General features: G+C 34.3%; 6 protein-coding genes. All 6 read right to left on the bottom strand.

Going from position 1 to position 9205, the window contains the following annotated elements:
• Positions 1-228 (bottom strand): DUF4277 domain-containing protein (locus tag BC008_RS35910; RefSeq protein ID WP_153009509.1); only part of this gene is annotated, 228 nt, incomplete at its 3' end.
• A 564-nt stretch (positions 229-792) separates the two neighbouring features.
• Complete coding sequence (locus BC008_RS35905) at positions 793-2151, bottom strand: selenium-binding family protein (RefSeq protein WP_027846806.1); 1359 nt, start codon at positions 2149-2151, stop codon at positions 793-795.
• A 518-nt stretch (positions 2152-2669) separates the two neighbouring features.
• The gene (locus tag BC008_RS35900) at positions 2670-3251 is read right to left on the bottom strand and encodes an HD domain-containing protein (protein WP_027846805.1); all 582 of its coding nucleotides are present in this window, start codon (positions 3249-3251) and stop codon (positions 2670-2672) included.
• A gap of 516 nt (positions 3252-3767) precedes the next feature.
• On the bottom strand, positions 3768-6053 hold the full coding sequence (locus BC008_RS35895) for a GumC family protein (RefSeq protein WP_321170099.1): 2286 nt from the start codon (positions 6051-6053) through the stop codon (positions 3768-3770).
• Positions 6054-6872: 819 nt separating this feature from the next.
• Positions 6873-7979 carry a glycosyltransferase family 4 protein gene (locus BC008_RS35890; protein ID WP_058184383.1) on the bottom strand — a complete coding sequence of 369 codons (1107 nt, stop codon included), beginning with the start codon at positions 7977-7979 and terminating at the stop codon, positions 6873-6875.
• Between the two features lie 196 nt (positions 7980-8175).
• Positions 8176-9072 (bottom strand): glycosyltransferase, encoded by an 897-nt coding sequence (locus BC008_RS35885; RefSeq protein WP_027844607.1) that lies wholly within the window; start codon positions 9070-9072, stop codon positions 8176-8178.
• Positions 9073-9205: the final 133 nt, after the last annotated feature.

Genomic DNA, 9205 nt, shown 5'->3' with positions numbered 1-9205 from the left:
ACAAGCTATTTGCTCAAAAAACTTCGGGAACATATATAACGGTTTAGACACAAATCCTAATCCGTTTAAAATCATTGCTTTGACAACATGTCCTGCACTGACTTTTTCTCCTGGTTTTGACCCTAATAAATCATTAATTATTTCTACTAATCCAATGGAATCTACGATTCCTGCTACTATCCCTAAATGGTCTATATTTTGTATTTCAACATCTTTTATATCAAACATAAAAACAGAATTTTACAACACAATTCTGTTTAAATTCTCACATTATTATTTCGAGCAAAAATATTTTCTTACTTTTTTAAGAATCTTTTTAGCCTCATCAAAGACTTCAACTCAAAATACTTTTTGATAGATCCCAAATTTAATGAGATAACTTCCCATTAGTCTCATGAATATCTAAGTCTTGTTTAATAAATATGTACTAAAAAATCTCATCCCCTTGGTGTGTGACAGTTAGGGTGCGGAAGATGGGTTCAAAATTAGTTTTACAATTACCTTCTGAACTAAAAGATGCAGAAATTGTGGGCGATCGCTTAGTACTTCGCACTGCTTCAAGTTCTAGATAATTTCAATTTTCGTTGTTTAGTGAAGTCTGAATTAAATAAATTCTGAATGAAAAATGTCTGGGTAAATGTTTTTAATACATTTTACGGATGAATTTATTTTATATCTTAAATACTAAGTCTATTACAATACATCAACTAAATGTATGTACTTAATTGGTTCCTCGATTAACAAAATTCTCGCTCGAAATACCTCTCAAAGTCCCAATTGATGATAATTGATCTAAATCCAAATATCGGAAGTGCAATCACCACCGGGATAACGCATTTCATGAGCACGAGAAGGACCATTGGGTTCTTGACTAAAATCAACTAGAAAGTTTTTGTTAATCTGTAGTCCACCCTTGTGTGTATCACAATCAATTTGTAACAAAGTAGACCCAGTTTGTTTTAAGTCACCATAAAATTGATTATCCCAAACACTCAACAGAGAATCTGTCACATATAGCCGCTTACCATCCAAGCTCAGTTGTAGCATTTGAGGACCAGCAGCAGATTGGCGACCTTTTACAGTGCTCCCTTTTTTTAATAATCCTCCCCACCAAACTTGACCAGTCAATTTGGGTTGAGTGGGTAAACTGATATCATATTGTCGGATATCCCCATGCAGCCAGTTGGACAAGTAAATAAATCTATCATCCATTGACAGTAAAATATCAGTAATTAAAGAAGGTACAGGAATCTCCCAACCTTCTATCTCTACAGGTGGAATATCAATAATTTTGGCAACATCCCAATAACCATTGGACTTATTCCAGTGCCAAATATTACCACTCAGAGCTGCACCGACAAAGCCATGAGTACTTAATGGATTATGGTGAAAGCGGACTTCCAAAGGAATCATCCCCTCCTCACCCAAATCAATCGTTTGAATGATTTGACGTTTAGCCCAATCCCAAAAATGAAGCTGTTTACCGTATTTTCCCGCTGCAACGTCTTTGAGATCGAAGCCGGAATAAAAGGTTTTGGGTGCACCCCACTCACTACTTACCATCACATTATGACTCGGCTGATACCAAAAGTCATAATTAAAGCGCATTGTATCTGTTTTTTGTTCCCAATGCCCTGCAATCTCAAAATTTTCATCTAAGAGGAGAAAACCACCAGGTCCATTACCTTCTCTATTCCCCAGCATTGAAATCATTATATTGCCATCAGCCAAACAATGAACTGTGTGAGGTGCACTCAAGTTCGTTTTGACTATGATTTCTTCTGGCTCAATTACTTTGTGGATTTTCGGTGCTCGTTTCTTCTGTGTATCAATGATATACACTCGACTAGAACGGATACCTGGAATCACCAAAAACCGTCGAGATTTACTCTCATCGCCATAACAAGAACTGCAAGCATTCCAGCCAAAGTGGTGAAGTTCATCTCCAATATAGGGCATGGAAAGACGATAAATTACTTGAGAATATGTTGGAGACAGAGGATCCACATCTATAACAGCTAAATAATCTGGTTCTTCAATACCAGTCTCAGCATAAATAGCAACAGTGTAAAGAATCTTTTCTGCTTCCCCTTCCATAGCGTCTTTAGGAGAAGCATAGCCAGGACCACAACAATGAGAATTTTTAGTCATTGATTACACTCCCAAACATCTAAACTATAGCAAATTTTTAAGATTAACCTTCAAAGAAACCAAAAAAGTAATGGAAATGCGCCAGACTGAAAAGGTTTACGCATCAATTGATATCGACATCTTTGCATTTTATCTATTGTTGTTCATTTTATTTACATCTGAACAGAAACTAAATTTAGTTTAGCTAAAAATTCAACTTAACAGTTGAGAAAAATTTAGTACCATTAGAGTTTCGCGCGACTCAGAATCATGGTAAGAATTCAGGTAAATTCAGGATTTAGGAGGGAGCATTCACTTTTGGAAGATATACCACTTCTGGGAAAATATTACAGGAAATGAAGAGTATATGCTTCAAGTTTTACAAGCTTCGACTCCCTTGCAGTCTAACTCGTAAGATGGTATAAATTTTCTTGCATTTCCCCTCGATTAAATGCAAATTTTATTTACTCTTAAAACTAAGTATCAGTAAAATATTTGAGATTAACTGTCCAGTAATTTTGTATAAAAGAAGCATTTATTCACAGGATAAAAGCCTTATAATCTTCAATTTTGTTAGCTAAACGCAAAGCTAAAAAAGAACTTGCATCCTTGAGGGTCTCGTAAATTGAAATCGCTTCTTCTCGGTAGCAAATCTTTTTCTCTTTCGTCCAATAATGTGGTGGTGACTGCAAATTGCTAATTCTATCTGCCAATTTTACCATCCATATTTCCGGTGGTTGTTGCTTGATTCTTTTCAAACTGTCTTCCATTTGAAAATGCTTTGCAATGGATTGATCTTTAGTTAAAGCAAGCACACCTTGGGCTACAGAAGTACCAAATTCAGCTTCTATTTCTGCAAAAGTTATATTAGTGTCCTCGATAGTGTCATGCAAAAGTGCGCATTGAACTGCTAAATTTCCGTCATATTTTTTCTCTGTACTTAATTCTTTTTCTGCACTCAGAGCTGCGATCGCTTCCATACTCACAAAACTCAGATGCATGATATAAGGTATGTCTGAACCAGGTATATTCTGACCTTGATGTGCATGCGCTGCAAACTTATAAGCTTGAATATATTTTTCCTGCGACCAGTTTTTTAGAGTCGGTTGATATTTCTCCATTATTCTCTTGTAAAATTGGTGACTTTCTTTATGTTTAAAATTATGTTATTTCTACCAAGTAAGTAGGCAAGAAAAAAGTAAATTATGTAAATAAATGTAAAATATAGTATTTGGCTCGTAGTAGCGCTTTAGCGCTAAAGCACTATTACAAACAAGTTATTATTTTTCTCACTAACCAAATAAAAACTCACCTACCTATTAATTATCAATTAAAACTACTATAGTAACCCTAAATCATTTGTGTTCGCGTGAGCGTACCGTAGGTAAGAATTAATATTGTAAAGACGTTGCAGAGCCTGCGGCGTCGGCGTTAGCCTCTGCAACGTCTCTACAGGATTTATCTATTCACAAATCAAATATGATTGCTATAAATACAAATTACAAATTATAAATAAGAATATATTAATAGGAATTAGGACACAGTGATATGTGTCCCTACAAGCAAAAATGATACTGTTGAGTGTGAATGATTCTTGGAAATTTTTTAATGTAAAATATTTTAAAATATAAAATACTTTAATTATTAACTCCAATCTGTGAAGATGCTACTTCATTGGCAACTATTCCTATCAGGTTTAATTTAGCAACGATATCTGTAGCTTGTATTAGTTCGTTGCGAGTTACTTGACCTAACCGTGCAACCATAACTATACCTTTACAGTAAGATGCAATGATTCTTGCATCGACCGTACCGAGTAAATGTGGAGTATCAAGTATTACTAAATCGTATTTCTCTTCAAATAACTCCAATAACTCTTTCATCCTTGCAGAACTTAAAAGTTTCACGCTATCTTCTGGGAATGGTCCAGCTGTTAAAACATCAATTGCAGGATGTACGGGCTGAATATAGTCCTGTGGTTGAACGTCACTATCATCCTCGAGTAACAGCGACAAACCCCAATCATTAGAAATTTTCAAAGCATTGTGAAGATTGGGATTACGGAGATTAGCATCAATTAAAAGTACTCGTTTGTGCATTCTGGCTGCACTCATCGCTATTCCCATAGCCAAGGTTGATTTCCCTTCACCCTCAAGTGCCGAAGTTAACATTAGAGATTTGAAAGGTAAAGGAGATTTGAGGATTTGAAGGTTTTGGAAAGCCATATCTAAGCTTTCGTGGGATGGGAAAAAAGAAATTGTTTCTATAAATCTGGGATCTGCAATTTGTCCATTTTTAAATGGTAGATTGAAAAATCGCTTAATTTTTCGCGGAGGTAAAAATTTTGGGATTATACCCAGTAAACGAATATTTGTGAGTTTACTAATTTCTGCAGTGGAATATATGACGTCATTAAATTGCTCACGAATTAATGCTGCTGCAATACCCAGACTTGGACCAATAACTAATGCTCCAAACAACAACATTAATCTACCGCTACCCAAGTAAATTCCCCTTTCCGGCTCTTCTAATATTTGCCAGTCAAACCCCCCTTGGGCTATTTGCAAACCTAAAGATTGACGAGCCTGTAAAAGTTGCTCTAAAGTTTGACGATGGGTTTCTACTTCAGGTAAAAGTCGATTATATTCAGCAATTAGAGTGGGGTAACGACTGAGTTCGGTACGAATTTTTATGGCTGATTCACTGAGACTTTTTTCGTTTGCAATCAGTCCTAGATAAGTTGTGTGTAACTGAAGTAACTCTTCTACTAACTTGATATCAACTCCTGCCATTTGTCCCTTAGTGAGGAGTTTATTAGGATTAATCTTATTTTGGAGTGCAGTTTCGGTTTTAGGAAGAGTATCGATTGCTGTTGTAATTTCAGTTTTTAAGTTTTTCTTGTCACCTAAAGTACGTCCAACTTCTTGTTCTAACAGTGCAAGTTGATTTTGTCTTTTTTCCTCAAGGTTTTTGACTTGGGGTGAATCCTGTGTATAACGCAGTCTTTCCTGAGCTAAAGCTAATTCAGTTTTTTGAATTTCATTCAGTAGAGTTTGATAACGAGTTGATTCGCTTAATCGAGAGGAAACTAGAGCATTTCGGGGCGATGCTGCTACTTTTCTTTCTAAGTTTCGATACCGTGCTTCTACATCCTGGAGTTGAGCACGAGTATTTTCAAGTTGTTGTCGAGTATTTGCTAAGGACTCCAACAAAATTTGTCCTTGCACCTGGGGGTCGAGTAAATTGTGCTTGCGTCGGAATGCTTCTAAATTTTTCTCAGCTTTGACAACAGAGGTTTTGATTTCGGGTAAACGACTATTAACAAAACCAAGTCCTTTATTCAATCGCTCTTTTTGCTGCTCGATATTGTAATCTTGGTAAACTTTTTGTAGAGCTTGCAGTACTTTTTGAGTTTTAATTGGATCGTTATCTTTATAGGAAACTTCGAATACTTGAGAAAGAACTTTGTTAACTCCCGATCCCCCTTCAATTCTTTTAACTTCTAAGGGGCTACTTTGACCTTTTTTACCTTTAATATCTTCTACTTCCATATCATATTCAGCAGGAAGTAGTTCAACAGCTTTTTTGATTAATTTCTTACTCAGCATCAATTGTCTTTGAGCCGTGTAATCAACTACTCGAAAATTAGGATCGGCAAAATCTCTTTCCGTATCTCTTTGATTGTATGGCGATCGCACGCCTTGATAAAGATTAGAACTCACCATGATCTGCATGTAGCTTTGATATGTAGGTTTTGCGATGAAAGCTAATGCAGATGCAATTCCCAACACAACTCCAGAAAAACCCAGTACCAACCAACGTCGGTGTCCCAATATAGTAAAAAACTGTTTTAAATCAACCGCACTTTGTTGTGGATAAGCGGTTATTGCAAGTTGCTTTTGTCCTAAACCTGTATCAACCACCACAAAAACCCTCTAATATCGCAACAGTTTAAATACAAATACAAAATTCGGAATAATTTTCGCAATTATTCTTAAATTGACATTGAAATACAATCACCCCGATTAAAAAAATTACTTTCTTAAAAATTGTTATCTAAACGGCCTTGTATGTGCAACTCCCAGGTAAAGTCTTGATTTTTTCAAAGATTATGAGTTTATCTTCGATTATGAGAATAACATTATGCCGATAAATGTTATCTATTGTAATTTGATTGAAACTGATATTTTTTACTCATGGTATTTAGTTTAGCTTTGTAATTTTGAGATACACCAAAAATAATTTAAGTTTTGTAATCGGGTTAATTTCCTGAATTTTGTGCTTACACAGGAAATTTTAAATGTTTCACGTACTTCTAGATGCAAAGTATCGATTTTTATTAAAATTCGCGTTCAGAAATAAATGATACTCTCGATGTATATTTTTCAATTATTGAATTATCTGAATTATCTGAAATCGCAGGCAAACTTCAATAAAAGATAAATTAAATTGAATTAAAATTTATGAGAACTAATCGAACATAATAAGTGCTAAGTATCATGCTGTATGGATAGTAACTTTTAAATGGTAAATCTAGAGACGATAGTTTACATAATTAACATATAATTGGTGATTTTTTAGTTGATTCTTAAATTTATATTCAGATGCAAAGAATTTTAGCTGCAATTGTGCTCATAAGCAATCTAAAAATAAAAAATTTAGTATCTAGTATCTTTACATAATGTCAATGTCAAGCTATTTGTCATCGAGTAAATTAATGATTATTTGGCGAGAATTTTTAGTTAGAATTTTCTCATCAAAGATTGTTGATAAACATTGACTGTCTGTTTACCAATTAAATCCCAATCCCATTTCTTAGCCTTGTTTAAGTTGTATTTACCCATCTGAATAAGGATATTTTTTTGATCTACAGCTTTTTTCATTGCATCCAATAAGGCTTCCTTACTTTTTGGATCAAATAAAAAACCTCCCGAGTCATCAAGTACTTCTGTAAAAAAACCTAGATTGGGTGCTATACAAGCTTTTGCAAATGACATAGCTAATATTGCAACCCCTGAGGTGGTAAAGACTTTATATGGAAGTATTACACAATCACATGTATTCATATATACCTGTATATCTTTGTCTGCAATTTTGGCAGGAGTGAAGATAATATTAGGAGAAGCTTTAATTTTTTGATGAATTATTTCTCCAATTTCTAGTTCTCCTAACCGCCCTGCAATCAATAAACAAGTATTATGATTAGATATTTTCTGGAAATTATCGATCGCCTCTAAAAAACCTTTATTCCGATATATATTCCCAAATAAAAGAAATACTAATTTATCGTGTTCTATACCTAATAAATCTCGTGCTTTTGAATTGGATATAGTATTTTCGTAAGCACCAATATAATTCCCATGATAAATCACACAAACTTTCTTTTGTCTTGACAAAGACATTGCTGTAGTGATTTGTTGCTTTGTAAAATATGAATGGGTAATGATGCGATCAAACAATCTACCTAAAATTATTGCCCAGATTCCAGAAATTTCTTGTCTGCCATTATCATATTTATCATTCCACTCATGTACAGTCCAAATGACTTTGACGTTGAATAGTTTGAGAATTAATAGCTGAATGGTAAAAATTAAAAATTTTAAAGGTCGACGTAGTATGTCTCGCTCATGAATGAGTTTTCTTTGATTTTTTTTGCCTTGTAAGAAGAAATGTATATCATGGATATGAAAAATATCTGGCTTACCTTGTCGCAGAATTTTAGGCAGAAAAAAAATACTCCCATAGTTATATTCTCCCCCTTCTAATTGAATATTTTGGGATTTCAAACAATTCACTAGAGAACTGTGGTAGGGGTTATTTTCTAAATTAGATAACAGAAAAACTTTCAAACCAATCTATAGTAAAAAAGTATACTCTAATATTTTTTGATTTTTTGTGATGAACATTTCTATAAATATAGTGCACTTTTAATGTAACTTAATCAAGTGATTCAACACTTAAGTCGATCAAACTTAAGTAGCAATCTTCTTATTGCCAGAAAAATGTTAAAGCACAAACTTTAAAGCACGCAACATACATTTTTTTTTAAAAGCGAGTAAGTTCCACCTGCTTTGATACTCGGTATTGACTTTTAGAGTTGATTTGTAACAGCCACATCACAAATTTCCAGTGCTTCTGTTCACTTTCATATTTTGCAAAAAACTTCAACGCCGAAATGATGTGGATCAAAGTCAAACGATTAAATCGATTTTGAGTACTAGAGCGGCGATATATGTGTAATGCAGAGACATTAGGCTGAAATACAACCCTGTAGCTATTATTCCAAACATCTCTACACAAACTGACATCCTCAAAATAGAGAAAAAAGCGTTCGTCAAACAGACCATACTTTGCGACATAATCTCCGCAAATCATCATAAAAGCACCAATTCCCCAATCAACTTCCATGATCTGCTTCGAGGTTAAAGATTCCTTATAGTAGTAATTAAACGGGTGTAAACGATTTTGCAACTTTTCACCCAACAGAATTTTCACACAAAGGTAACTGAAGCTAGGAAATCTTCTCACTGAAGGTTGAATTGTTCTATCCAGGTAAAGTAATTTCGGACAAACAATAGCAATATCTCTCGCCGAATTGAGGGTACTTTGGAGCTTAGTTATAATCTGGGGCTTAAATGTTACATCTGGGTTAACTAAAACATAGATTCTGCTTGGTACTAGTGCGATCGCCTGATTATTACCTCTGGCAAATCCTATATTTTCTTTTCCTTTAATTCCAATAAAAATTTCTGGATATCGACTTTTAAAATCGTCTAAAATTTCTGGGCAACTATCGCTAGATGCATTGTCATAAACAACTATTTTGCCTTTTGTTGGATAATAGGTTTCTATTGCTGCGATACAGGATTCTATTGCTCCCCTTAGACTTTTATCGCTGTTATAGGCAACTATTACAAATGTGATATCGACTATTATGCTCATGATTGCTGAAGCCTCAGAAATGTAAGTGTAGAGTTCCCATTAGTTGCGTGTTTTGGGAAATCATTCAAAATTAGTTAAATATAAAAACTTATATCAATTTCTTGATATGTAATAAGATTGATACCAGCATATT

The organism is Mastigocoleus testarum BC008 (assembly GCF_001456025.1).
Lineage (GTDB): Bacteria > Cyanobacteriota > Cyanobacteriia > Cyanobacteriales > Nostocaceae > Mastigocoleus > Mastigocoleus testarum.
This window is presented reverse-complemented; position numbering and strand designations above follow the sequence as displayed.

Coding starts and splice junctions, on each gene's coding strand:
- BC008_RS35905 (WP_027846806.1), bottom strand. CDS start 2,151: ATGACTAAAAATTCTCATTGTTGTGGTCCTGGCTATGCTTCTCCTAAA.
- BC008_RS35900 (WP_027846805.1), bottom strand. CDS start 3,251: ATGGAGAAATATCAACCGACTCTAAAAAACTGGTCGCAGGAAAAATAT.
- BC008_RS35885 (WP_027844607.1), bottom strand. CDS start 9,072: ATGAGCATAATAGTCGATATCACATTTGTAATAGTTGCCTATAACAGC.